This is a genomic window from Candidatus Fonsibacter ubiquis, from assembly GCF_002688585.1.
Lineage (GTDB): Bacteria > Pseudomonadota > Alphaproteobacteria > Pelagibacterales > Pelagibacteraceae > Fontibacterium > Fontibacterium commune.
This window is the reverse complement of record NZ_CP024034.1, coordinates 85,015-106,942: the sequence shown is the minus strand read 5'-3', so window position 1 is coordinate 106,942 and position 21,928 is coordinate 85,015. Positions and strand designations below refer to the sequence as shown.

Below are 21,928 nucleotides of genomic sequence, written 5' to 3'. Positions count from 1 at the left end.
TTCGTTATTGTTGGTTTAAAAAAATTTCAGCAATTTTTTTTCTGTCTATTTTTCCATTAATATTTAAGAAAAATTCTTTAGGAATTTCTTTTGGATTTCTAAAATAAATTTTTTCTGGGTAAGCATAATCTGGAAGAATGGATTTTAATTTATTTCTTAATTGCTTACCTAAAGCTTTGTCGTTAACAGCTAAAACCATACAGTGTTGGCCTTTTTGATTTAAAAAACTATAAGCATTAGTTTTTATTTTTTCACTAATCATTGACTCAAGCCAATTTGGATCAACATTTCTTCCATTATTAAGGGCAATAACATCATCTTTTCTTCCGTGAATGTATAAAAATCCATCAGAGTCTACTGAGCCAATGTCACCTGTATAAATTTTTCCAACGTGAGGTTTGCTGTTGCAATATCCTTCCATAATAGAGGGTGAGGACACAACAACTTCATCGTTTTCAATATTTACTTCAATACCTGGCAAAGGTTTTCCAACACTTCCAAAGCGTTTAGTATTTTTGCAATTCAAGGAAACCACTGAACAAGTCTCCGATAATCCATAACCTTCATACACAGGTAAATTTAATCGATCTGCCGCAATTAAAATTTCCTTTGAGGTTTTAGAGCCACCAATAGTGATAGCTTTAAGAAATTTTAAATCTAAATTTTTATCTAATTGATTTATAAAATTCTCAAGTAATAAAGGAGTAAGACAAGTCATAGATGGTTTATAGTTATGAATGTGTGAAAAAATATTTTGAGGCTTTATAAAAATATCTTTTGAAAAATCTGGGTTAAATATAGTTTGTGCACCATTAAAAATAACACAATGAATCGAGGCGATTTGTTCAAGCAAAGTTGAGATCGGAAGAATAGACAAATATCTATCTGCCTCACTCACAGAGAGAGTTTCCGTTAGATTTTTTATAATAAAATTTATTTGTTGTTCGGTTTGAATTACACCCTTGGGAGTGCCTGTGGTACCAGAAGTGTAAATAATTCTTCTGTGTATCCCTGATTGAACTGGAATAAATGAAGTTTGCGCTGGCTGTAAATAATTTACAGTATTGTGAAATAGATTTTTAATTCTACTAAAATTTTCTTCATCAGTATAAATATAATCTATCTGTGCATCACTTATAATTTTTTTAATTAACTCATCTTTAAAAAATCTTGGGATTGGAACTAAGTTATTTTCTGTAAAAGATAAACCACAGTCAGCTGCTGCAAAGTTAATATCGTTATTGCCAAATAACCCAATATTTTTTTTAGTGTCATGATGCTTTAATCGATAAGCCTCAACTCTTTTTGCAAAATCTTTAACAGTAGTTTCCTTTGAAAATTCTTTAAAAAGAACTTTGTTAGGTTTTTGTTGATGAAGTTTACTGAGCGATTGAAGAGATATTAACATACTCTAGTTGTTCTTTAAATTTTTTAAATAAAATCGAAAATTGTACATTTGGTGTTTCTGCTAAACAAACATGAGGATCTGAATCATAATAACGACCCCAATCCTCTGGATTTGATATGTTCTTTACTTCTGCCTTTGTAAGTACCGTTAATTTAAGACCCATCATTAATAAAAAATTTCTAAGCATCATAGTGCCTGAAAAAATTACATACTTAACTTGATGTTCAAACATATATCGATGAAGTTCTTTAACAAATTTAATTGAAGCAATTGGATTGCTTGTGGTTAAATTTACAATTTCAAAAATTTTAAAATTTTCCTTATCTAATTTAATTCTTTGAATAATTTTTCTAATATTTTCTTTAAGATAAATTTGTGAAAATAATCCATCTTTCTCAGTTCTAATTCCGCAACATGCGGTTATTTCTTGTTGTTGATTAACAAGGGCAACAAGAATGTTTGGAAACTTTTTTATATTTGCAGAAAAATTCTTTTTGTATTTTTCTATTATAAAACTTTCAGCTTTCGCTCTAAGGGAATGGAATTGGTTTATAATTTCAAATTTCATTCCAAAGATTTAATCTCTGAAACTTACAAAAAAATTACAAATTCTATTAAATTTTATTGAATTTTAGCTTAAATAAGATTTCTCCATCCACTAATAATGTACGAATTGTCGCATTATGTGCATCGATGATCCTTTTGACGATTGATAATCCAAGACCTGATCCGTTGTAACTGTTTTTGTCATAACGCCAAAATTTTTTAAATAAGTTTTGCGTTAAAATTTTAGTTTGAACGCCCGATTTAAGAGTATTAATAATTTCAACATTTCCACTTTCATAAAGATTTATTTTGATTATTGAATTGTCAGGACTATTTTGCGCAGCATTATCTAATAAATTCCTAAAACACATCAATAAATAATCATAAGTGCCATTTATGGTTATATTTTTTTTAGAACCCTCGATTTTAAATTCAATATTTCTCTTTGGAAAAATTTTGTAAGATTGTTTGATTACATCATTTAATAGATCAACTAAATTTACACTCTCATTTTTTTGAACTTTAAAATTTTCAACCTGAGAAAGCCTAAATAACTGTGCCGAAACGTTTTCTAATAATTTTAAATCTTCTTTAAGTTCATATTTTTTTTTACTATCAGGTAAACTTTCGATATTTGCATTTAGAATTGTTATTGGCGTATTAAGTTCATGGGATGCATTCTTAATAAATTCATTTTTTTGATCGATATCTTGTTTTATTCTTTTCAGTGTCTCATTTAATGAGTTTATTAATGGCAAAATTTCTTTTGGTATTGTAGTAGCATCATATCGAATAACTGGGTCTTCAAGATTTATATTAGAAAATTTTTTTGAAATACTATTAATTTCTTCCATGGATTTTTTTATAGTCCAATAAACAACAAAAATTAAAATTAAGACTGATAAAATTAAAATCCAAAATACATGCTCAAAACTTTCAGATAAAATAATATCAATTGCCTTATCTAAGTCAGGGTTTTTATCTTTAGCAATATCATCAATAAATCCTAAACTTACAATTCCTCCAGACATTAATAATACGAATACTCCAACGATGGAGGTTCGAATGACAAGTTTTTTAATAATTGAGTATGATTTTTCTTTCATATTAAAATTAATTTATATCCAATTCCCCTTGAATTTTTTATTTCAATATTTGCTTTAGTTTTTTTTAAAATTTTTCTTAGACGGTGAATGGAAACTTCAATAGCATTTGATGATAAATCCTTATCAATGCCATAATTTTTATCTTGAATTTCATTAAGTGTAACTAATTTATTCAATTTTTGTAAAAGAGTTTTTAAAATTAATGCTTCGCGTTTTGCCATTTTTACAGGTTGATTTAAAATTTTAATTTCAAGTGTATCTAAATTAAAATCAATATTTCCAACATTAGTAATTTGATTAACTTGTGTTTGTGGTCTTCTTAAAATGCTACGCATTCTTGCGACCAATTCCTCATGCTGAAAAGGCTTTGTGACATAATCATCAGCTCCAATTTCTAATCCCTTAATTTTGCTAGAAATTAATGCATTTGCAGTTAAAATTAAGACAGGCAAATACTGCTTTCGATCTCTAACTTTTTGTAGAAATTGAATTCCATCTCCATCAGGAAGATTAAGATCCAATAACATTAAATCGTATTTAAAATTTTTAAGACACTCATCTGCTTCTTCCAAATTCAAAGCAATATCTGTTATAAAATTATCTTTTTTTAAATTCTGCTGAATAAGAGGTCCGAGACGTTTATTATCTTCAACTAATAAAACTTTCATATGACTTAATAGAAAAGTTTAATTACTAAAAAATTACCAAAAGTATTTATTCAAATTAAATAATTACTTTTGCAAAACCTAATAAAAATAATGGAATTTGTATTCCAAAATTCACCATTAATGCCCTGTCATTATTAATGTATCCTGCAAATGTCCAACCGATCGCACCAAGGCCATGAATGAATATATTCATAGGATAATTATTTAAATTAGTCAGTAATATTCCTGTTAATACAAAACCTGTACTAATCCATTTTAAATACTTTTTTGCAAAGTCCATATATCTCCTAAGGTTAAATTCTTCTTTTTTCTACCAATGCCTCACAACATTCGCCATGATAAATAAACAAGTGATCACATGAATTACAATCCAAAATGTTTTTAGATACAAAGCAATTCGAGCTTCGCGTAAGGTTAAAATAGGTACATCGGGTTTATCGCTATCAGTACTGCCCATTAAATGTCCAGTTGCTCTTGCCCAGATTCTCTCTAAACTTTTTAACATGTCTTTCATCCTTTCATTTTTTATTTTGCTTTTATGAAAAACTTATAACTTTTTCTCAAAGTTATATACTGAGAAAATTAAGCAGATTATTTAGCGGATATTTAAATAATTAATTTAATGTTGGCAGATCTGCATTCATGATCTTTGTCCACACTTCAACAAAGTCTTTGATGAATTTTTCTTTATTATCATCTTGTGCGTAAACTTCTGCGTAAGAGCGAAGAATAGAATTTGATCCTAAAACTAAATCCACTCGAGTTGCAGTAAATTTGACTTTATTATTTTTTCTCTCGATGATGTCGTAGCTGTTTTTACCCGTTGGCTTCCAAGAATATTTCATATCAGTTAAATGTACAAAAAAGTCATTGGTTAATGCCCCTACTTTATCGGTAAACACCCCGTGTTTTGAATTTTCAAAATTAGCACCTAACACTCGCATACCACCAATTAAACAAACCATCTCTTTTGCAGTCAGACCTAATAAATTTGCTCGCTCTAATAATAATTCCTCAGGCATTACTGAAAAATCGCCTTTAACATAATTTCTAAATCCATCGTGACGCGGCTCTAAAACTTTTAAAGAATCTTTATGAGTTTTTTCTTCAATGGCATCGCCTCTTCCTGATCTAAATGGAACTTTTGCCTTTGATCCTGCTTTTTTAATTGCTTTTTCAAGGCCAACATTTCCTGCAAGGACAATGGTATCTGCAATGGTAGCACCCGTTTTTTTTGCAATAGCTTCTAAAACTTTTAATGTTTTTGCTAATCTTTGAGGTTCATTTGCATCCCAATTTTTCATTGGAGCAAAACGAATTCGTGCTCCATTTGCTCCACCTCGTTTATCAGTTCTTCGGTAAGTTCTTGCACTATCCCAAGCAATAACGATTAAATCGCTCACACTTAAACTTGTAGCTGCAATCATTTTTTTAACTTTTTCTACGTTATATTTTTTCTTTGGAGCTGGCACATTGTTTTGCCAAGCTAAATCTTCCTTAGGTGCCCAAGGGCCAATGTAATTATCACGATTGCCCATGGTTCTATGGGTTAATTTAAACCAAGCTCGCGCAAAGGAGTCTTCAAAGAATTTTGGATCTTTATAAAATTGTTCTGAAATTTTTCTATATTTTGGATCCATAGCCATTGCCATATCCGCATCGGTAAACATGATTCTTGCTTTCTTTTTAGGATCAGCAAGGTCCACTGGTTTTTTCTCTTCTTCAAGACCAATGGGTTCCCACTGCCAAGCACCTGCAGGACTTTTTTTGCTCTCCCACTTATAATTTAGTAAAAGATCTAAATATTGATGATCCCATTTATCAGGATTTGTCGTCCACGCACCTTCTAAGCCTGAGGTAATTTGATTAGCCCCTGTTCCATTTTCTTGATTCCAACCAAAACCTTGTTCATGAATTTCTGCAGCAGCAGGTTCTTTTCCTAATTTTGTAGGATCACCATTGCCGTGTGCTCGTCCGATAGAATGTCCACCAATTGTAAGTGCTGCGGTCTCAACATCATTCATTCCCATTCTACCAAATGTCTCTCGCACATCCATTGCTGTTCGCAGTGGATCAGGGATACCTTCTACTCCTTGTGGATTAACGTACACTAATTGAAAGTGTGATGCTGCAAGGGGAGCTTCTAATGATGAACGATCCTGTGGATCTGCATATCTATCAACGGCTAATGGAACTGTCTCTTTTCCCCAGTACACATCCTTTTCAGGTTCCCAAATATCTTCTCGTCCAAAAGAAAAACCAAAAGTTTTAAAACCTGCATGTTCATATGCCATCGTTCCTGCAAGACACATTAAATCTGACCAACTTAATTTATTTCCATATTTTTTCTTTATTGGCCAAAGAAGTCTTCGCGCTTTATCTAAGTTTGTATTATCTGGCCAAGAGTCTTGTGGAGAAAATCTGTGTGAGCCAACATTAGGACGACCATCAAATTCACGGTACGTTCCAACTTGGTGCCAGGTTAATCTAACCATTAATCCAGAATAAGTTCCAAGATCTGCTGGCCACCATTCTTGGCTGTCAGTCATTAATTTTAGTAAATCTTTTTTTAACGCTTTAAAATTTAATTTTTTAACTTCTTTTCTATAATTAAAACCAGGAAGTGGATTAGTTTTAGTATCGTGTTGATGTAAAATATCTAAATTAATACTGTTTGGCCAAAGTCTTGATGTGTTTGATTCACCAGCTTTGGTAATTCCACCGTGCATCACCGGGCATTTTGCTGAACCGTTTTTTCCTGAACCGTTTGTTTTTTTAAAAGTATCTGTTCTCATAATTATTTTTTAAAAGGAGCAGACTCATATCAAATAAAAATTAGAAAGTTAAGTAAACAATAGATTATTTCTACTTTAGGTTTAGTTGGTTTGTTGTAAAATGACGCAGATAAATCTCTCGGATGCAGATTATAAAAATTTATTACAATCAATCATGCGCTATTTGTAATAGTGAAATAAATTTTTATAAAAAAAAAATAAAAAATCCTTTATTTGAATGGGTTAACATTCATAACAATATTAAAGCTTACATTGAGACTAAAAAAACTAAGGATCAATTAATGCGAAGAATGCATGCTTTAGTTCATGGCCAATTATATCAAGGTGCTAAAGTTTTTTTAATTATTTGGGAAGAAATTGATTATCTTAGAATTTTAGCAAAAATATTAAGCAATCCAATTATTTACCCACTTTTCTTTATTATTTACGAAATAATTGCTCTGCCTTTATATTTAAAAAATAAATATTTAAATCGTTAATTATTTTCAAGCCAATACATTTTACCACTTCTTTTACCTGCAGAATTCATAATCGGCTGGGTAATTAATTTTTTAATTTCTTCATTATCTAAAATTTTTAAATCCTTTAGTAATCCTGCAATTGCAATTTCAGCAGCTTTCATATTGCCATCTTTAATCTTTACAACAACTACCATTTTTTCATCTGGAATAATTGCAGAAAAAACTCCATCTGCACCATTTTTAACCAAGACTCTTTTCTTGCTACTTTTTGTCAAAATAGAATTCACACTTTCAGAGCCACCAAATAAAACAGGATATTTCACGCAGCACTCAAAAACTTTTATTGCTGCCTTTTTATCAATTCCCTCTAATTTTGCAGGATCTGCAAATTTAGTTAATGCATAGGCAAATCTTTCTAAAGGTAAACTTGGTGCAGGTAATCCACAACCATCAATTCCAATATGATTAATTTTAGTCTCTGATAATTTTTCTAAATTTTGAATAAATAATTTTTGCACAGGATGTTTTGGATCTTGGTAATTTAATTTTTTAAATTTTTCATGAATACAAATGGATAATTGTCCGCAGTGTTTGCCTGAACAATTATGATACAATTTAGATTTTCGTCCCTCATGACGCAAAATATAATCTTTTCTTTTTGGACTAAGTGGCCAAGCAGAGCCTAAAGTTAAATCTTCCTCATCTAGCCCTAACTCTTTTAACCATAATTTTACCATGTCCACATGAACTGTTTCTGCATGATGAGAAGATGTTGCAAGGGCAATTTGTTCATCTTTTAATTTTAACCCCTTATCTGTACCTGTGGTGATAATCCCAAAGGCTTGGATGGGTTTTAGTGCTGATCTTGGAAATATTTCAGTTTTTGTATCACCCCATTGTTTAATTATTCGGTAATTAGAATCTATGGCAATGGCTATGCCTTGGTGAATATTTTCAATAACTTCACCTCGAGTTGCAGCAACTAAATCAACGTACTTATTATTTAAAGACTCATCACTCATAATTAAAAATTAAAAAAAACTTAACGATTAAAGGTAGGACGAGGTTTAAAAACCATCCAGCAGATAATGTAAATAAGAATGGTCACGCCATAAAATAAAGCGCCAATGATGAAAGCGAATCTAAGCCCCCATTTACTAAATCCTAACTTATGTGCCATCCCCGCACAAACTCCTGCAAAGAATTTATCATCACTACTGCGATACATATTATTATCTTTGTCGACCATAATTTATTTTATATAAATTATTTACAACTTTTCAAATCTAAAATTATAATTTTTTAAGTTCAGCTTTTAAAAATTCTGCAATTCTTAACATACCAAATTGGCCCGCTTTTTTTTCAGCAACGGAGTTATAATTAGTATTTGTATTTACATCGTAGGTATAAGCATTACCTTGTTTATCAAGCATATATTCAATGCCTGCAACCTCAATATGATTGGCTTTTAAAAATTTTTCATAATTTGCAACGAGCGGATTTTGATAATTTTTTACAATCATAAACTTATTTCCATCAGGATTTGTTGGACAAAATTGTTCTTCAATATTGCAAGCATCTGCAGGACATAATTCAAAGCTATCACTTGCATCCACTTGCACAGCGTAAAAAAATTTTGAATCAATAAATTCTACACGTGTTACAACTTTTGGATTAGCCTCAATGTATTCTTGTAAAATTGTAATTCCGTCGACAGATTCTTCAAACTGATCTCCTTGTACATACTTTGTAAGTTCTGCTTTGTTTTGAAATAATTTAACACCAAGACCTCGTCCAGCTCGATTATGTTTAGTGATAAAGGGTTTAGTAAAATGATCGGCTGCTGATAAAATACTCTCTTTTCCTGAACAAAAAATAGATTTTGGCGTTTTAATATTATGCTCGTTTAATTTTTTATATTGTAAAGATTTGCTAATCTCTAAGGATAAAGCGCTTTCATTATTAATAATTCTTCTTTTATGAGATGAGAGCCAATTTAAAATCACGGCTGTATATTCTGGGGCAAACCGATGTCCTCTTGAATGAGATGATGCACTCATTCGATTATAAAAAACTCCCTCTGGTGGATTAGATGCAGTATTTAAATTAACCTTCGCCATATGCCAGTCTTCAAAGGGCACTGACAATTTTTGTAAGTTTTCTTTAAGCGGTAAAGTCCACTCATCATTTTCGTGAATGATATATGCTTTCATAATTTATTTTTTTGTAATTTATTGATGTAATTTAAATTAAGAAGCTTTTTTTAATAATTTCTTAATTAAATTTTCCTCCGTATCTCCTAAGGATCGTCCTTGTTCTTTGCCTTCTTTAAATACAATAATTGCACTTTGTCTTGAAACTTTTAAGGTTTTTAAAAGATCTTTGCTGGTGTCAAAATCCACATTAAAAAAAGTGAAATTTTTAAACTCTGGAGATTTCATCAGTGAATTTAAAACAGGATCCTGTGCTGCACAAGTGTAACACCATTTTGCATGAACATGGAGAACTATGGGTTTACCCTCTTTAATTAATTTATCAAATTCTACTTGTGAGTAAGGTTTGCCTGCAGCAAATAAAGCAGACTGCAAAAAGAATAAGCTGAAGATTATTTTTATAAAAGTTTTCATTAAAAACATCTTAGTTGAATTATTTAAAATCTAAAGATTTTAAAATCGACCACGTGGAAAATTATAAATAATAATAACCAGAACGACTACTAACATAACAAGTTGAATGAGCTCTGGCTGGGTTAAATTCATAACTTTTAACTATCAACGAAGCAAATATATCATAATCATCTAACAATTGCCAAAAAGGTATTTTATAATCATTTCAATTAATGGACAAAAAAGCAAAAATTTTAGCAACACTTGGTCCTTCAATATTTAAGAAAAATATAATTAATCAATTAATTCGCTCAGGCGTTGATGGTTTTAGAATTAATTTTAGTCATAATTTAACGGGAATTGAAAAGATTGTTAAAATTATAAGAGACTGCGAAAAAATAAATAAAAAGCACATCGCCATTGTTGCAGATCTTCAAGGAATAAAACTTCGAATTGGTAAAATTTTAGAAAATCAAGTGTCTTTAAAAAAAGGAGATATTTTTAATTTTGATTTAAATAAAAAAATTGGAAGTCAAAATCGAGTTTATCTTCCCTACCCTGAAATTTTTAAAAAAATAAAAAAAAGTAATAAAATCCTCATTGATGATGGAAAATTTGTCTTTAAAATTAAACAGCTTTCCAAAAACTCTATCGAAACTATTTGTCAAAATGATTGCATCATTAAAAACTTTAAAAGTATTCATATTCCAGGACTTGAGGTTGATTTTGATAATTTAACTGCAAAGGATAAACGAGATATTCAAATTGCAAAAAAACTAAATTGCAATTGGATTGCGTTATCTTATGTAAAAAATTCTAAGATTATTAAAGAAACACGAAAATTAATTTCAACGGATATGGGCATTATTGCAAAGGTTGAAAACAAAAGTGCACTTAAAAATATAAAAGATATTATCCAAACTTCAGATGCCATCATGGTAGCTAGAGGAGATCTTGCCGTTGAAATTGGCGCGAATGAAGTGCCACACGTTCAATTGGATATTGTTAAAAAATGTTCTGAACTTGGTAAACCTGTGATCATCGCAACACAGATGTTAGAAAGTATGATTTTAGATAATAAGCCAACGCGCGCTGAAATTAATGATGTGGGCACCGCTATCTTTCAAGGGGCAGATGTGGTGATGTTATCTGCTGAAACTGCGGTTGGAAAATATCCTCTCCAAGCTGTGCAAGCCATGAAAAAAACCATTGTTTCAACTGAAAAATACAAAAAAGAAAATATAAGTTTATTTAAAAGCAAAACTAAAATTAACAATGAACCTGTCAGAGCCATTGCCCTTGCTATAAAAGATATTGCTTACAATATTAAAGTTGAAGCCATCATTGCATTTTCAGTCACAGGAAATACGGCACGATTAGTTTCAGCAATAAGGCCTTCTGCAAAAATTATAACTATTTCGCCAAATATTAATATCTCAAGACAATTATCATTACTGTGGGGTATTACTTCCATTACTAATATTGATGCTAAAAACTGGAGACAGATGATGAAAATTTCAAAGGAAATTACTAAATCTAGAAAATTAACTAAAGTTGGTGGTTATGCAATTATCACCGCGGGTCTTCCCTTTGGAAAATCTAAAATGACTAATATGATCAGATTATATCAATTAGGTAAGAACTAATGCAAAAAGCACTTATCATCATTGGCATCTTAATATTACTTATTGGTTTATTTTGGCCACTTGCAAAAGAACTTCCTTTTGGCAGATTGCCAGGTGATATTAGCGTAAAGGGTGAGAAATATTCTTTTTACTTTCCAATTGTCACTTGTATCGTAATTTCAATAATTGTTTCATTGTTCTTTAAATTTTTTAAATAGTCATTTATAATTAATTTATGAAAAAAATATTACTAACACTTTCAATCATTCTTCTTTCAACCGTATTTGCTTTATCTTCCATGCATCAAGGAGGTCATCAAAATCATGGTGATGTTCCATTTAAAAAATCTATGGATAAAATGCATAAGGATATGATGATGAAATCGTCAGGAAATATTGATGTCGATTTTTTAAAAGGCATGATCCCTCATCATCAAGGGGCCATTGATATGTCTGAGGAATTAATTAAAAAAACTAAAGATCCTGAGCTAAAAGCTCTTGCACAAAAAATTATAAAAGATCAAAAAGCTGAAATAAAACAAATGCAAGATTTGTTGAAAAAGAAGCAAAAAAAATAACTTTACTAGGTCGTTCCTATATAAATCCCAAGAGCAAAAGCGGTATCCACTAACCCTTCATTTTGATCAACGACTTTATAAGTGTTCACTGCATCATCAATTGCAACATCCACCACATGTCTATTCTGCCAAGCAACCATTCGATTAAATTTGCCTCTTGCTAGTAAATCAACGGCATGAACACCAAAAGCACTTGCTAAAATTCTATCATTTGCAGTAGGTCGTGCTCCTCGTTGTGCATGGCCTAATGTGGTTACTCTACATTCAATGTCAGATTTTTTCATAATTTGCTCAGCTAAATAATCGCCAATTCCACCAAGTCGCTTTTCTCCATCTGCGTATTTGACCATATATGTTTCACCCTGTTCTGTTTTTACAGCTTCAGCCACAACAATAAGAGAGTGATGAATATTATGTTTCTTCATTTCATTTAATTTCTTTATTATTCCATCAATGGTGTAAGGAAGTTCAGGAATTAAAATCACATCCGCTCCTCCTGCAATTCCAGTATTAAGTGCAATATGGCCCGCATCTCTGCCCATCACTTGTAAAATCATCGCTCGCCTGTGACTTGCTGCAGTTGCTTGTAAATTATCTAACGCTTCCGTTGCAACGGCAACAGCTGTATTAAAACCAATGGAGTTTTCTGTTGCACCCACATCATTATCAATGGTCTTTGGAATGAAGACCATATTTAATTTTCCCTGATCTGCTAATTGTTTAAAAATTTTCATACTACCATCACCCCCAATTACGATGAGACCATCAAGTTTTAACAAGTGATAACCTTCAATTACTTGTTTTGATAAATTTGAGTATTTTCCATCTTCGCCCTTAAAATGAAAAGGATCGCCTTTGTTAGTGGTGCCAAGAAAAGTTCCTCCTTCTCTAAATAAGGCGCCACTTACCATTTGATAATTGAGTTCTACAAAATTAACAGGTCTTTGAATAAGACCTAGTGTGCCATCTTTAATACCCAACACTTCCATGTTGTATTTTTTTGCCCGGTAAAAGATGGAGCGCATGGCAGCATTTAAACCTGCACAATCGCCGCCTGAGGTTAAAATACCAATTCTTTTCATAAAATGATCTTATACGAAAATCAAATTAAGACTTACAAATACTTATAAAATCAATCCCAACACGTGGAGACAAAACCAGTTACGATATTTTTATTGTCGATTGTAAATTTTCTCTGACAATCAAATACTTTGCCCTTAATTTCATACACATGCACGGTTTGGTTATTTTCAGTTAAAATTTGAGTCGGTTTTCCAAAGGTTTGACTTAAATTGAATGAAGGTTTGCTTAAAAAAGTTGAAAGATAAGCATTTTCTTTATCAGCCTTTTTTGCAGCTTTTTCAGATACTGCTGCACAAGAGCTAATAAAAAAAGTTAAAATAAAAATAAAAAATATTTTTTTTAAAAACATAAATTTAATTTTAAGAAAAAATTATCAAAATCATTAAAGCACTAAATATTAAAATTACAATTTGTTTTTCGGTCATATCAAATGTCTTATTGTAAATTTTTTTTAGCAATAAATGTCTAACTTTCTGGTTGAAATATAAAATCAGAGGTTGAAATAGACGTATTTAAAACAAGTCTCATTTTTTTAATTAAAAAAAAATTTTTTACAGTTTAAAAATTTTATGTTCTATTAAACTAATGAAAAAAAAATATCATATTAGTTTTCCAAAAGAACACGCAGATCATCTAAATCAAGATGAAGCTTATTTTTTTTATTGGGATGATGAAAACAATGAAAAGAAAAAATTAAGATTTCATGATTATAATGAAATTTATAAAATAGAGGGCTTATATGAACAATTATTTTATGACCGTCTTAAATGTGCTTCTCCTGTAAAAATATCCTCCCTTTTAAAAAACGCTCTAAGCCAATCAGATAAAAATTTATCTGAATTAAGAATCTTAGACTTGGGAGCGGGTAACGGTGTGGTTGGCTTTGAGTTAAAAAAATATGGAATTTCAAGACTTATTGGAGTGGATATTCTGCCTGAAGCAAAAGAAGCTACTTTAAGAGATCGACCTGGAACTTACGATAATTATTACGTTTGTGATTTTCAAAATTTAGATAAAAAAACTGCGGAAAATATTGCAGAATGGAGATGCAATTGCTTAATTAGTGTTGCTGCGCTTGGTTTTGGAGATATTCCTCCAAATGCGTTTGTTAATGCCTTTAATATTATTGAGTCTCAGGGTTGGGTTGGATTTAATATTAAAGAAACTTTTTTAGATAAAAAAGATAATTCAGGTTTTTCAAAAACTATTCAAGAAATTATATTCTCGGAGTTTTTAGATATTTATAACTTAGAAAGATATCAGCACCGCCTTTCAATTGAAGGGGCTCCTATCTATTATTATGCAATTATTGGAAAAAAAATTAACGACATTCCAAAAAATTTTTTAACATATAATTAGGTTATGAAAAATTTAACTTTCTGGTTGAAATATAAAATCAGAGGTTGCAATAGACATATTTTGAACAAATTTCATTGAGAAGGTTTTATAATGATCAAAAATATAAAAATTATTTCAATACTTGCACTCTTATTTTTTACTGCAAGTTGTGCAACGCAAAATCAAGTGCAAAAACCTGCAAGTCCAATAAGTGAAATCGAAAATGATGTTTATACTGGAAAAGACAGAATTAAATTTTTAGCAGATGGTATTCCAGATCGAATTTTCTTTGCAACAAATAAGTCTGATATTACCACACGAGGATCAGAAACTTTGCTTAAACAAGTGACTTACTTAAAGGCAAACCCTAGTTTCAATATTGTATTAGAAGGTCATGCTGATGAAAGAGGAACTAGAGAATATAACTTAGCGCTTGGTGAAAAAAGAGCAAATGCTGTAAGAGATTTTTTAATGGTGAATGGAATTGCCTCACAAAGAATAAAAGTTCTCAGCTACGGAAAAGAAAGACCTGCAAACCCAGCATCCAATCCACTGGCTTGGTCACAAAACAGAAGAACCGTTACAGTTAAAGTTAACTAAAACTTAACAACTTAAATATCGTCCATGGCAAAACGCCAGAGCAAAAAACTCACACCTAAACGTAATGTATTTTTAACGGTTAGATTTATAGTGCTATTTGTTATAGCCATCATTGCCCTTACGATTATTGGCAGTTATTTGATGCGATTTATTGACTGGTTTTTTACCACTTTAATCTTTTTCTAAAATTTATTGATTTTTTTAATAAAAAGGCGCAATTTCTCGAAAATTAACAAATAAAAAACACATGAAAAAACTAATGGTAATGATTGTTGGAATGTTTTTAATATCTTCAACAGCATTTGCAAAAATGTGTCCAAAATTATGGGCGCAGTTTGATACTGATGTAAAAACTACAAAAGCTTCTGCAGCAGATGTTACAAAAGCTAAAGCTTTAAGAGCTGAAGGCGAAAAATTACATAAAGCCGGAACTCATGATAAGTCCGAAAAAGCGTTAAAAGATGCTTTAAAACTTATCGGATCTAAAGTTTAATCCCTTTTTCATATTTCAAAGCGGACATCAATTATCGTCCGCTTTGGAATTTAAATCTACTCTCAATAATCCAAAATTATTAATTCTAAGTGAAACTCTAATAGAGCTAAAGTCACAGATAATTTCTTATAAAAATTATCTAAAATTTTTTTAGGTGAGCGAATAAATAAAATTAAAAAAAATTCGCGAGTATATTGATAACATTTCTTAAAAAATCTTTTATAAGGACGGGAAGTTGTGTAGTGATTTGTTAAACTTTGATTGTTAAATTTATCAATAAGTCTTTGATAATTCTCAACCATCGTTAACTTCATCTTTGCATTTGGTTGCCTTACTTTTTTTGCAACAAAAGTGGTGACTCCCTCATTTAAATCTAAAATTTCAAAACCAGACTTGAATAATATGGCTCTTAATGTTGCAGAGTTAAAATTATAGATATGCGCATAATGAAATTGGGTAAAAGGAGAATGTCCAAAAAACTCAATATTAGGAACTGAAATAGAAAGTATTCCCTCTTCTTTTAAAATTTTATTTATAAAACTTAAACAGAATAAAGGATCGGGCAAGTGTTCAAGAACATCTTGTAAATTTACCACATCAAAGGATTTCTCTTTTATTTCTGCATGATGATAAGTTTTATTAATAACTGGCAAATCTAAATACTTTTTTGAATAATCCGCATAGCCATTATTAGGCTCAATTCCTTTTGCATCGAAACCTGATTTAATTGCCATATAAAGAAACTCTCCACTACCAGAGCCAATATCTAATAAAGTCTTTTGATGAGGCTTTAAATATTTCTTAATATATTTTACGCGACTAATAGCATGTGGACCATAACGAAAAGTGTGCTTTAATTTAGGTCTAGTTGTTGATTTATAATTCTTTCGATATTCATGCTCGTAGAACTTATTTAATTCCAATTGATTAGGAATTGGATAGGAATGAATTAAACCACATCCCGTACAAATTACAGTAGTTAATTTATTAAAATCTCTACTTATTTTTGAAATAACTTTTCTTTCAAAAGTTAAACAAATTGGACAATTAATTTCTGATTTAAAAATGGTCATTTTTAAAATTAATTATCTATAAATAAAGACTTAATTCAGGCAGGAATTTAAAAATATTTAATAAAAATATCGTCTTTTTTTCTCATACCATTCTAAAAAAGGTCTGCTTAATTTAAAGAGCGTTGGGTTAAGTGCGATACTAATAAAAGCACCAACTAAAATTAAATTATAAGCATTTTTTGAAATTAATTTAAATTGCAATCCCATACTTGCCAAAATAAAAGAAAACTCTCCAATCTGTGCAAGACCACAGCCAATTACTAAAGCAGTTTTAAATGGATATTTAAAGAGAACACAAAGAACGGTGGTTGCAAATAATTTTACAACCACAATAATGATTGCAATGATCAAAACTTTATAAGGATAAAGAATGATAATTAAGGGATTAAACAACATTCCAATACTGACAAAAAATAAAACTGAAAATAAATCACGAAGTGGCAAAGAGTCTAATTCTGCACGCTTTGAATACTCTGTTTCTTTAAAAATAGTACCTGCAAAAAAAGCACCTAAGGCCATGGATACTTCAAAAAATTTTGCTGAAAAAAAAGAAATACTCACCGCTGCGCTGACAATAGCAAGGGTGAATAATTCTCGCGATTCTGTTCTAACAATGGCTTTTAAAATTTTAGGTAAAATTTTTCTTCCTAAAAATAACATTAAAAAAATAAATATAATAATTTTAAGCAGCGCTAATAATGCTGGCATTAAATCTTCGGTGAATGTCTGCTCCATGATTTCAGGCCTTGGTTTTATAAAAACTTGAAAAATAACTGGTAAAAAGACTAGTACTAAGATCATAATAATATCTTCAACCACTAAGCGGCCAATTGAAAATTTACCAATATCTGTTGTCACTAAATCTCTTTTTTCTAAAGCACGAACAAGCACTACCGTTGAGGAGACTGATAAACAAAGTCCTAAAATTACCCCTCCCATCACAGAGTATCCCCAGTAATGTACACTGATAATGGCGCTAATGAGGGTGATGATAAAAATATTTAAGATAGCTGTTGGAATTGCAGTTTTTTTTAATCGATCTAAATCATTTAAACTAAAGTGCAAACCCACTCCAAACATTAGCAAGACGACGCCAATTTCAGCGAGTTGATTTGCAAGTTGTTGATCACCAACATATCCTGGAGCGAAGGGGCCTATGAAAAATCCTGCAAATAAATAACCAACTAAAGTTGGAATTTTAAAATAATTAGCAAGGTAACCAAAAAATAAGGCCAGTCCAAATCCAGTTGCAAGAAGTGCAATTAAATTTACACTTTGATCCATATTTTTTTAATCGATAAAATTAATTTATTATTAATTTTTTAATAAATTATCTTAGTCTTGTAGAAATATCTCTTTAAAAAGTAAGCTTTTGAGCGAGTTTTGTTAGCAAGGGTTTCTTTAAGGGCAAATTAATGTAAGAACCTCAATGATGAAGAAAAGTTTTATCATCTTCTTTATAGTTGTATTGTTTTTATCCTTAGCTGCTGAGGCTAAAAAACCATCCAATCATCAAAAAAGAAAACCTGCGGTGAGCGCAAAGAGCTGGGTGGTTGCAGATGATAATGGCAGAATTATTAAAAGTTCAAATGCTAATGATCTGCGAAGTATTGCAAGTATTACAAAATTAATGACTGCCATGGTGGTGCTTGATGCTAATCAAGACTTAGATGAAAAGATAAATGGTATTTCAAGAAGACAACACCTACGCCTTGCACTCATTCGCTCTAGCAATCAATCCTCGGATTTATTGTGCGAAACTTATCCAGGCGGATATGAGGCTTGTGTGGAAGCTATGAATATTAAGGCAAGAAGACTTGGCATGAAAGATACGTCTTTTGTAGATGCCTCAGGTTTAAATGATGACAATGTTTCAACCTCAAGTAGTTTAGTTAAGTTAGTTCTTGCTGCTCAAAATTACCCAGTTATTGTCAAATCCTCACAAACCCCCTCAATGCGTATAAAATTAGAAGAAGGTTACTATTCTGTAAAAAATACCAATCCATTAGTTAAAAATGGAAAATTTATTGTAAGCAAGACGGGTTACATTCGCGCCGCTGGTGGCTGCATTGCTTTACTTACAGAGACAAATAAAGGCAAAAGGGTTGTGGTTGTTTTAGGAAGTAAAAATACCCATACTCGAATTCCAGAGGTCAGATACTTAGTTAGAAATTTTTAAATTATAAAATTAGTGATTGTGATCTTTAAGATCTTTTTTAATATCATCATGATCACCAACCACAATATGATGTTTAGATTTCACAACATATTTTTCAAGAACTGGAATTAATAGTAAAGGCGTTAAACCTCCTAAAAATATTCCAAGCGTTGCTGGACGAATATCTGGATCAAAAAGGGATGCAATTAGATCTGCAATAACATGTGCAAATATTGCACCAACAATACCTGCGATATATCCGTTTGAAACAATTTTTAATAATCTGTTAATGCTCCATCCTGTATAATATCCAATAATAATAAGACCTGCGTGAATGACACCAAAAATATAACCTCTAAATAAAACTTTATCTTGAAAAAAAGGAATACTTTCTAATAAATGCTCCATTAATTACATCCTTTGCAAGTTGATGAAACTTCCATTTGAAAATTTTGAAATTGAAAATTAGCTTTTGTTTTAAGATTAGATAATAATTTACTAAAAGAGTTCACTTCTAATTCTTCTGTTTTTCCACAGTCCTTGCAAATCACTAAAACAGGATTGTGCTTATGATCATGCTCACCCTCTTTGCACAATAAAAAGCTTTTGTTTTGATTAGATTTGTGAATTTTTCCTTGGTTTTGTAAATTTTTAAGAGAGCGATAAACAGACATAGGTTGGATCTTTTTCATTTTTTGAACTTTACTTAAGATCTCATAAGCGGTGAGGGATTTTGTATTATTCTTAATAATATCAAGTACTAAATCATCATTATGCTTCATATGTTATGTTATAACATAACAAATAAATATACTGCAAGTATTATTCTTTATTTTTATTGTCATAGAAGTTTAATAAATCTGAGATAAAATTAATTATGATCAATGTTTTATTTCTCTGCACGCACAATTCTGCCCGATCTATTATTGCTGAAATTTTATTAAACACGTTAGGGCGAGGTAAGTTTACAGGATTTAGTGCAGGCTCATCTCCTAAAACCGAAATTAACCCTATTGCAAAAGAGATTGCAGCTGAGATGCGCTATGATAATAAAAAACTATATTCTAAAAGTTGGGACGAATTTTCAAAACCAAACTCGCCAAAAATGCATGTTATTATTACTGTTTGTGATAGTGCTGCAAAGGAAGTCTGCCCTATTTGGCCAGGCCATCCTTTACAAGTTCATTGGGGATTTAAAGATCCATCGGCTGGGGGTGGAGATCAAGTTGAAAAACGGAAGGCATTTGATGAGTTAGTTAAAAATTTAAAACCCAAGATAGAAAGGCTTGTAAGATTACCTATTGCAACTATGGATACGGTTAATTTAAAATTTAAACTTAGAGAAATTTACCACAATGATTAATAATAAATATTTTGCTGAATTTATAGGCACCGCCCTACTTATCATGGTCATTACGGGTTCTGGAATTATGGGTTACGACTTATCAAGGGGTAACTCTGGAATTGCTTTATTAATTAATTCCATTGCAACCGGAATTGCTCTTTTTATTCTTATTACTATTTTTATAAATATTTCAGGTGCTCATTTTAACCCGCTTGTAACGTTGATGTTTTGGGCCGATGGCGAGGTTAGCAATGAAATATTAATTAAATATTTTCTCAGTCAACTGATGGGCGCCTTACTTGGAATTATCATTGCCCATTTAATTTTTTATTTACCTATCATTCAATTTTCAACAAAGATCAGATCAGGTTACACCTTTTGGATCAGTGAATTTATCTCAACGATCATATTACTTTTTGTCATTAAACATTTCTCAAACACTAATAAAAATCTCATACCGCTAATGGTCGCGCTTTTAGTTGCAACAGGTTATTTATTTACTTCATCTACTTTTTTTGTAAATCCAGTGTTAACAGTTGCTAGAAGTTTTACCGATACTTTTGTTGGAATTTATTCAACGGATGTAATTGGCTTTGTAATAGCGCAGTTATTTGCTGCTTTAGTGTTTGTGTATTTTTTTAAGAAAAAATATTAAAATTATCTACGCTTTAGACATGCCTATAGCTTAGTCTAATATAAAGGGAATTATAGGAGATGCTTGGCTATAGGATTTTCATTAACTTGGCTTTCGCCAAGTTAATAAAACTTTAAATTTCTGACTTTGGTCTTGTGATATGACCAACTACTTTACCGGCATTCACGCCGTTTTTAATTTTGTAACCTGTTGTACCATTTCCATAAGTATCAACGGACTTCATGTTACGATTTAAATTATCAATATTTTTTTCTTTTTGTTTATTTTCAAAATTCTTAGCTATCAAACCTTTTGATCCTTCTAGCATTTTAACTCCTTTGTTTTGTGTTTAACTTACTGACTTGCGAATCTTGCATATCAGTTATGCTTATAATGCAATATTTTTGTATCCTTGTCAATATCCTTTAAAAATAGGGCAAAAAGGGACCTTTGGTCCCTTTTATCAGGTTATAAAAACCGGAAAATTTATTTGATTTTTTGAACCTTTTTTTGATTAAGCAAAGGTTCTTAAGCTTACTCTATGAAATAACGTTACCGTCAATTCATGTAAAAGGTAGGTGTATGTTCATTTGCCTCCTTGTAGATAAATATGATCCTTATATTTAAAAAAGCAAATTTGTCTGCCCACATTCAAGGATAAGAAATAAATATTTAAAATCATAAATTTAGCATCAATTGTGGCAAAGCTTATTTTGACTGATTTGATAAGCCGTTGATTTTAATAGCTTGAAATTGAGATAGTAACTTTAAAAAAAATATAAAAGTAAAAACAGTATTTTATGATGCTTTAATTATTTTTTTTTACGAGTATTATACTGTGATCTTTTTAAAAAAAATCCCCTAACCTGCTAACTTAAACATCACTTCGTTTCTTTTTAAAAACCAAGGTGTCCAAGGTGCATTATAACCTGCATAAATTGCAGGCTCTTCAATTTTAATTCCTTTTTCTTTTATATAATTTCTAAGTTTTGTTTCATTTTCTTGAATATTACCATCGCTAAATAAACCTGAAAAAGTAATTGCAATAACTTTTAAATTTAAATTATTTTTTATTTGAATATTTGCATTGTCAGGTTGAGGAACATTTTTAAGATCAAATTTTTTAGGAACCACAAAAGAAATGCTCCATTTATTATTCCCTGTACTTTTCTGCATCACTGGTATTGTCATAGAAATACTTTCTTTATTTTTATTTTCACCACTAATATATTTAAATAAAGATCTAAATCCTTTTCCGATTGCTTCTTTTCTATCTCCTTCCATTTCGATGGATGCAGTTAAGAAATTTTTATATTGTCTAATCTCAATGTCACTTTCTTTTTTAAGGACAATATAATCAGGTTCTTCATTTGCCATAGAGGTTGTGATTAAAATTAATAAAGAGAAAAATA

General features: G+C 30.6%; 29 protein-coding genes. 10 read left to right on the top strand and 19 right to left on the bottom strand.

The genetic code is table 11. From position 1 onward, the window contains the following. Positions 1 to 4 precede the first annotated feature (4 nt). The 7 genes from CR143_RS00575 to katG form a co-directional block, all read right to left on the bottom strand. Positions 5 to 1,408, bottom strand: coding sequence for an AMP-binding protein (locus tag CR143_RS00575; RefSeq protein ID WP_099339915.1), 1,404 nt, complete (start codon positions 1,406 to 1,408; stop codon positions 5 to 7). Next, on the bottom strand, positions 1,380 to 1,976 hold the full coding sequence (locus CR143_RS00570) for a thermostable hemolysin (protein ID WP_099339914.1): 597 nt from the start codon (positions 1,974 to 1,976) through the stop codon (positions 1,380 to 1,382). The genes CR143_RS00575 and CR143_RS00570 overlap by 29 nt, the downstream gene beginning before the upstream one ends. A gap of 46 nt (positions 1,977 to 2,022) precedes the next feature. Further along, the gene (locus tag CR143_RS00565; protein ID WP_099339913.1) at positions 2,023 to 3,060 is read right to left on the bottom strand and encodes a sensor histidine kinase; all 1,038 of its coding nucleotides are present in this window, start codon (positions 3,058 to 3,060) and stop codon (positions 2,023 to 2,025) included. Further along, positions 3,057 to 3,728: a response regulator transcription factor gene (locus tag CR143_RS00560; RefSeq protein ID WP_099339912.1), complete on the bottom strand. Its 672-nt coding sequence runs from the start codon at positions 3,726 to 3,728 to the stop codon at positions 3,057 to 3,059. Before CR143_RS00560 ends, CR143_RS00565 begins: the two co-directional genes overlap by 4 nt. A 55-nt stretch (positions 3,729 to 3,783) precedes the next feature. Continuing rightward, on the bottom strand, positions 3,784 to 4,008 hold the full coding sequence (locus CR143_RS00555) for a DUF6552 family protein (protein WP_099339911.1): 225 nt from the start codon (positions 4,006 to 4,008) through the stop codon (positions 3,784 to 3,786). Between the two features lie 30 nt (positions 4,009 to 4,038). Continuing rightward, a complete protein-coding gene (locus tag CR143_RS00550; RefSeq protein WP_099340988.1) occupies positions 4,039 to 4,233 on the bottom strand; it encodes a hypothetical protein in 195 nt (64 codons plus the stop codon). 109 nt (positions 4,234 to 4,342) lie between these two features. Further along, positions 4,343 to 6,523 (bottom strand): catalase/peroxidase HPI, encoded by a 2,181-nt coding sequence (gene katG, locus CR143_RS00545; RefSeq protein ID WP_099339910.1) that lies wholly within the window; start codon positions 6,521 to 6,523, stop codon positions 4,343 to 4,345. Positions 6,524 to 6,645: 122 nt separating this feature from the next. On the opposite strand from katG, the gene CR143_RS00540 reads away from it, so the two are divergent. Next, the gene (locus CR143_RS00540) at positions 6,646 to 7,002 is read left to right on the top strand and encodes a thiol-disulfide oxidoreductase DCC family protein (RefSeq protein WP_099339909.1); all 357 of its coding nucleotides are present in this window, start codon (positions 6,646 to 6,648) and stop codon (positions 7,000 to 7,002) included. Here CR143_RS00540 and CR143_RS00535 read toward each other — a convergent pair. From CR143_RS00535 to CR143_RS00520, 4 genes are all read right to left on the bottom strand, one after another. Then, positions 6,999 to 8,006 (bottom strand): asparaginase, encoded by a 1,008-nt coding sequence (locus tag CR143_RS00535; protein ID WP_099339908.1) that lies wholly within the window; start codon positions 8,004 to 8,006, stop codon positions 6,999 to 7,001. The two genes, CR143_RS00540 and CR143_RS00535, sit on opposite strands and share 4 nt — an antisense overlap. Positions 8,007 to 8,026: 20 nt before the next feature. Further along, on the bottom strand, positions 8,027 to 8,212 hold the full coding sequence (locus CR143_RS06445; RefSeq protein WP_420886328.1) for a PspC domain-containing protein: 186 nt from the start codon (positions 8,210 to 8,212) through the stop codon (positions 8,027 to 8,029). A 64-nt stretch (positions 8,213 to 8,276) separates the two neighbouring features. After that, entirely contained in the window at positions 8,277 to 9,197 is a 921-nt protein-coding gene (locus CR143_RS00525; protein WP_099339906.1) for an ATP-grasp domain-containing protein, read from the bottom strand. Positions 9,198 to 9,233: 36 nt separating this feature from the next. Beyond that, positions 9,234 to 9,611, bottom strand: a complete 378-nt coding sequence (locus tag CR143_RS00520; protein ID WP_157780294.1) for a thioredoxin family protein — start codon at positions 9,609 to 9,611, stop codon at positions 9,234 to 9,236. Positions 9,612 to 9,823: 212 nt separating this feature from the next. Here CR143_RS00520 and pyk point away from each other — a divergent pair, with 212 nt between their 5' ends. Genes pyk through copM form a run of 3 tightly spaced genes read left to right on the top strand, consistent with a single transcriptional unit; the run spans position 9,824 to position 11,792 of the window. Further along, entirely contained in the window at positions 9,824 to 11,236 is a 1,413-nt protein-coding gene (pyk, locus tag CR143_RS00515) for a pyruvate kinase (protein ID WP_099339904.1), read from the top strand. Then, positions 11,236 to 11,433 carry a DUF2905 domain-containing protein gene (locus CR143_RS00510; protein WP_099339903.1) on the top strand — a complete coding sequence of 66 codons (198 nt, stop codon included), beginning with the start codon at positions 11,236 to 11,238 and terminating at the stop codon, positions 11,431 to 11,433. Before pyk ends, CR143_RS00510 begins: the two co-directional genes overlap by 1 nt. A 17-nt stretch (positions 11,434 to 11,450) precedes the next feature. Then, positions 11,451 to 11,792: a CopM family metallochaperone gene (gene copM, locus CR143_RS00505; protein WP_099339902.1), complete on the top strand. Its 342-nt coding sequence runs from the start codon at positions 11,451 to 11,453 to the stop codon at positions 11,790 to 11,792. Between the two features lie 5 nt (positions 11,793 to 11,797). Here the strand turns inward: copM and CR143_RS00500 are convergent, their stop codons facing one another. After that, entirely contained in the window at positions 11,798 to 12,874 is a 1,077-nt protein-coding gene (locus tag CR143_RS00500) for an ATP-dependent 6-phosphofructokinase (RefSeq protein ID WP_099339901.1), read from the bottom strand. A gap of 50 nt (positions 12,875 to 12,924) precedes the next feature. Beyond that, positions 12,925 to 13,224, bottom strand: a complete 300-nt coding sequence (locus tag CR143_RS00495) for a hypothetical protein (RefSeq protein ID WP_099339900.1) — start codon at positions 13,222 to 13,224, stop codon at positions 12,925 to 12,927. Between the two features lie 236 nt (positions 13,225 to 13,460). Between CR143_RS00495 and CR143_RS00490 the strand changes: the two genes are divergently transcribed. From CR143_RS00490 to CR143_RS00480, 3 genes are all read left to right on the top strand, one after another. Beyond that, positions 13,461 to 14,234: a class I SAM-dependent DNA methyltransferase gene (locus CR143_RS00490; RefSeq protein WP_099339899.1), complete on the top strand. Its 774-nt coding sequence runs from the start codon at positions 13,461 to 13,463 to the stop codon at positions 14,232 to 14,234. Positions 14,235 to 14,324: 90 nt separating this feature from the next. Then, positions 14,325 to 14,813, top strand: a complete 489-nt coding sequence (pal, locus tag CR143_RS00485) for a peptidoglycan-associated lipoprotein Pal (RefSeq protein ID WP_099339898.1) — start codon at positions 14,325 to 14,327, stop codon at positions 14,811 to 14,813. 247 nt (positions 14,814 to 15,060) lie between these two features. Beyond that, positions 15,061 to 15,306, top strand: coding sequence for a hypothetical protein (locus CR143_RS00480; protein WP_204524607.1), 246 nt, complete (start codon positions 15,061 to 15,063; stop codon positions 15,304 to 15,306). A gap of 62 nt (positions 15,307 to 15,368) precedes the next feature. On the opposite strand, the gene CR143_RS00475 is transcribed toward CR143_RS00480, so the two are convergent. Then, positions 15,369 to 16,379, bottom strand: coding sequence for a class I SAM-dependent methyltransferase (locus CR143_RS00475; RefSeq protein ID WP_099339897.1), 1,011 nt, complete (start codon positions 16,377 to 16,379; stop codon positions 15,369 to 15,371). Between the two features lie 57 nt (positions 16,380 to 16,436). Then, the gene (locus tag CR143_RS00470) at positions 16,437 to 17,663 is read right to left on the bottom strand and encodes a cation:proton antiporter (protein WP_099339896.1); all 1,227 of its coding nucleotides are present in this window, start codon (positions 17,661 to 17,663) and stop codon (positions 16,437 to 16,439) included. 148 nt (positions 17,664 to 17,811) lie between these two features. Here CR143_RS00470 and CR143_RS00465 point away from each other — a divergent pair, with 148 nt between their 5' ends. Next, positions 17,812 to 18,558 (top strand): D-alanyl-D-alanine carboxypeptidase family protein, encoded by a 747-nt coding sequence (locus CR143_RS00465; protein WP_099340986.1) that lies wholly within the window; start codon positions 17,812 to 17,814, stop codon positions 18,556 to 18,558. A 9-nt stretch (positions 18,559 to 18,567) separates the two neighbouring features. On the opposite strand, the gene CR143_RS00460 is transcribed toward CR143_RS00465, so the two are convergent. Both CR143_RS00460 and CR143_RS00455 read right to left on the bottom strand, forming a co-directional pair. Continuing rightward, on the bottom strand, positions 18,568 to 18,945 hold the full coding sequence (locus CR143_RS00460; protein ID WP_099339895.1) for a hypothetical protein: 378 nt from the start codon (positions 18,943 to 18,945) through the stop codon (positions 18,568 to 18,570). Then, a complete protein-coding gene (locus CR143_RS00455; protein WP_099339894.1) occupies positions 18,945 to 19,319 on the bottom strand; it encodes a Fur family transcriptional regulator in 375 nt (124 codons plus the stop codon). Before CR143_RS00455 ends, CR143_RS00460 begins: the two co-directional genes overlap by 1 nt. 95 nt (positions 19,320 to 19,414) lie before the next feature. Here CR143_RS00455 and CR143_RS00450 point away from each other — a divergent pair, with 95 nt between their 5' ends. Together CR143_RS00450 and CR143_RS00445 are read left to right on the top strand one after the other, a co-directional pair. After that, positions 19,415 to 19,900, top strand: coding sequence for an arsenate reductase ArsC (locus CR143_RS00450; protein ID WP_099339893.1), 486 nt, complete (start codon positions 19,415 to 19,417; stop codon positions 19,898 to 19,900). Further along, positions 19,893 to 20,537: an aquaporin gene (locus CR143_RS00445; protein ID WP_099339892.1), complete on the top strand. Its 645-nt coding sequence runs from the start codon at positions 19,893 to 19,895 to the stop codon at positions 20,535 to 20,537. The genes CR143_RS00450 and CR143_RS00445 overlap by 8 nt, the downstream gene beginning before the upstream one ends. Before the next feature lie 112 nt (positions 20,538 to 20,649). Here CR143_RS00445 and CR143_RS00440 read toward each other — a convergent pair whose 3' ends face one another. Beyond that, positions 20,650 to 20,844 (bottom strand): hypothetical protein, encoded by a 195-nt coding sequence (locus CR143_RS00440; protein WP_099339891.1) that lies wholly within the window; start codon positions 20,842 to 20,844, stop codon positions 20,650 to 20,652. Between the two features lie 533 nt (positions 20,845 to 21,377). Beyond that, positions 21,378 to 21,893, bottom strand: coding sequence for an SOUL family heme-binding protein (locus CR143_RS00435; RefSeq protein WP_204524606.1), 516 nt, complete (start codon positions 21,891 to 21,893; stop codon positions 21,378 to 21,380). Between the last annotated feature and the right edge of the window lie 35 nt (positions 21,894 to 21,928).

What these genes read in the sequence shown, in the direction of transcription:
- CR143_RS00575 (WP_099339915.1), bottom strand. Translation starts at nt 1,408, where the DNA reads ATGTTAATATCTCTTCAATCGCTCAGTAAACTTCATCAACAAAAACCT.
- CR143_RS00570 (WP_099339914.1), bottom strand. Translation starts at nt 1,976, where the DNA reads ATGAAATTTGAAATTATAAACCAATTCCATTCCCTTAGAGCGAAAGCT.
- CR143_RS00565 (WP_099339913.1), bottom strand. Translation starts at nt 3,060, where the DNA reads ATGAAAGAAAAATCATACTCAATTATTAAAAAACTTGTCATTCGAACC.
- CR143_RS00560 (WP_099339912.1), bottom strand. Translation starts at nt 3,728, where the DNA reads ATGAAAGTTTTATTAGTTGAAGATAATAAACGTCTCGGACCTCTTATT.
- CR143_RS00555 (WP_099339911.1), bottom strand. Translation starts at nt 4,008, where the DNA reads ATGGACTTTGCAAAAAAGTATTTAAAATGGATTAGTACAGGTTTTGTA.
- CR143_RS00550 (WP_099340988.1), bottom strand. Translation starts at nt 4,233, where the DNA reads ATGTTAAAAAGTTTAGAGAGAATCTGGGCAAGAGCAACTGGACATTTA.
- katG (WP_099339910.1), bottom strand. Translation starts at nt 6,523, where the DNA reads ATGAGAACAGATACTTTTAAAAAAACAAACGGTTCAGGAAAAAACGGT.
- CR143_RS00540 (WP_099339909.1), top strand. Translation starts at nt 6,646, where the DNA reads ATGCAGATTATAAAAATTTATTACAATCAATCATGCGCTATTTGTAAT.
- CR143_RS00535 (WP_099339908.1), bottom strand. Translation starts at nt 8,006, where the DNA reads ATGAGTGATGAGTCTTTAAATAATAAGTACGTTGATTTAGTTGCTGCA.
- CR143_RS06445 (WP_420886328.1), bottom strand. Translation starts at nt 8,212, where the DNA reads ATGTATCGCAGTAGTGATGATAAATTCTTTGCAGGAGTTTGTGCGGGG.
- CR143_RS00525 (WP_099339906.1), bottom strand. Translation starts at nt 9,197, where the DNA reads ATGAAAGCATATATCATTCACGAAAATGATGAGTGGACTTTACCGCTT.
- CR143_RS00520 (WP_157780294.1), bottom strand. Translation starts at nt 9,611, where the DNA reads ATGAAAACTTTTATAAAAATAATCTTCAGCTTATTCTTTTTGCAGTCT.
- pyk (WP_099339904.1), top strand. Translation starts at nt 9,824, where the DNA reads ATGGACAAAAAAGCAAAAATTTTAGCAACACTTGGTCCTTCAATATTT.
- CR143_RS00510 (WP_099339903.1), top strand. Translation starts at nt 11,236, where the DNA reads ATGCAAAAAGCACTTATCATCATTGGCATCTTAATATTACTTATTGGT.
- copM (WP_099339902.1), top strand. Translation starts at nt 11,451, where the DNA reads ATGAAAAAAATATTACTAACACTTTCAATCATTCTTCTTTCAACCGTA.
- CR143_RS00500 (WP_099339901.1), bottom strand. Translation starts at nt 12,874, where the DNA reads ATGAAAAGAATTGGTATTTTAACCTCAGGCGGCGATTGTGCAGGTTTA.
- CR143_RS00495 (WP_099339900.1), bottom strand. Translation starts at nt 13,224, where the DNA reads ATGTTTTTAAAAAAAATATTTTTTATTTTTATTTTAACTTTTTTTATT.
- CR143_RS00490 (WP_099339899.1), top strand. Translation starts at nt 13,461, where the DNA reads ATGAAAAAAAAATATCATATTAGTTTTCCAAAAGAACACGCAGATCAT.
- pal (WP_099339898.1), top strand. Translation starts at nt 14,325, where the DNA reads ATGATCAAAAATATAAAAATTATTTCAATACTTGCACTCTTATTTTTT.
- CR143_RS00480 (WP_204524607.1), top strand. Translation starts at nt 15,061, where the DNA reads ATGAAAAAACTAATGGTAATGATTGTTGGAATGTTTTTAATATCTTCA.
- CR143_RS00475 (WP_099339897.1), bottom strand. Translation starts at nt 16,379, where the DNA reads ATGACCATTTTTAAATCAGAAATTAATTGTCCAATTTGTTTAACTTTT.
- CR143_RS00470 (WP_099339896.1), bottom strand. Translation starts at nt 17,663, where the DNA reads ATGGATCAAAGTGTAAATTTAATTGCACTTCTTGCAACTGGATTTGGA.
- CR143_RS00465 (WP_099340986.1), top strand. Translation starts at nt 17,812, where the DNA reads ATGAAGAAAAGTTTTATCATCTTCTTTATAGTTGTATTGTTTTTATCC.
- CR143_RS00460 (WP_099339895.1), bottom strand. Translation starts at nt 18,945, where the DNA reads ATGGAGCATTTATTAGAAAGTATTCCTTTTTTTCAAGATAAAGTTTTA.
- CR143_RS00455 (WP_099339894.1), bottom strand. Translation starts at nt 19,319, where the DNA reads ATGAAGCATAATGATGATTTAGTACTTGATATTATTAAGAATAATACA.
- CR143_RS00450 (WP_099339893.1), top strand. Translation starts at nt 19,415, where the DNA reads ATGATCAATGTTTTATTTCTCTGCACGCACAATTCTGCCCGATCTATT.
- CR143_RS00445 (WP_099339892.1), top strand. Translation starts at nt 19,893, where the DNA reads ATGATTAATAATAAATATTTTGCTGAATTTATAGGCACCGCCCTACTT.
- CR143_RS00440 (WP_099339891.1), bottom strand. Translation starts at nt 20,844, where the DNA reads ATGCTAGAAGGATCAAAAGGTTTGATAGCTAAGAATTTTGAAAATAAA.
- CR143_RS00435 (WP_204524606.1), bottom strand. Translation starts at nt 21,893, where the DNA reads ATGGCAAATGAAGAACCTGATTATATTGTCCTTAAAAAAGAAAGTGAC.